General features: G+C 31.0%; 1 protein-coding gene. It reads right to left on the reverse strand.

Features of this window, described 5'->3' with window-relative positions; genetic code table 11:
• Nucleotides 1-536, reverse strand: a 536-nt coding sequence (locus RCF13_RS03815) for a hypothetical protein (protein WP_308140888.1), incomplete at its 3' end; no start/stop codon positions are given.
• Nucleotides 537-607: the final 71 nt, after the last annotated feature.

Below are 607 nucleotides of genomic sequence, written 5' to 3' on the forward strand. Positions count from 1 at the left end.
ACCTTTTGAATATCAATATCTTTTTTTATGTCTACAAGCATTTTTTTATAAGTTTGCTTAACGTCAATTTCTTCATAAAAATCAATGAAATTGAGAGTAGGAATACATAGGTTCCATCGTGCTCTATCATCGCATTCATAAAGAAGGTGATTGTTAGTTTGTTCTAATAAATCTTCACTACATGCATGAGATAGCGTAAGAAAGTTCTCAACATATTTATGGTATTTATTAAGGGATTCTAAGGAACGATAGGGAATTAAAGTAACAATCCAACATTTTAAAGCTTGAACGATAAGAGTAGAATCTACATTCCAAAATGTCATTCTTTCTCTCATAGTTGAAAAATTAAAGTAAACGCTCGAATGACGAGTGTCGCATATAAAGCGCCACTCATCATTTTCAAAAGTACCTTCAATCAGTAATCCTTTTGACTTTTGCTCTTCTAAAATTTCAATTGCTTGTTGAATCATATTATCTACATAGAACTGGAAATCATTGAATTCTTCAAAGGTTTCTTCAATTGCTTTGTCTTCCATTACAGACATGCTTATCGCCTACCTTAACGTTGAATAGTTACATACTCTTTAATATTAGGAATTGATCGTAA

The organism is Stenotrophomonas maltophilia group sp. RNC7, from assembly GCF_030910085.1.
GTDB classification, from domain to species: domain Bacteria; phylum Pseudomonadota; class Gammaproteobacteria; order Xanthomonadales; family Xanthomonadaceae; genus Stenotrophomonas; species Stenotrophomonas sepilia.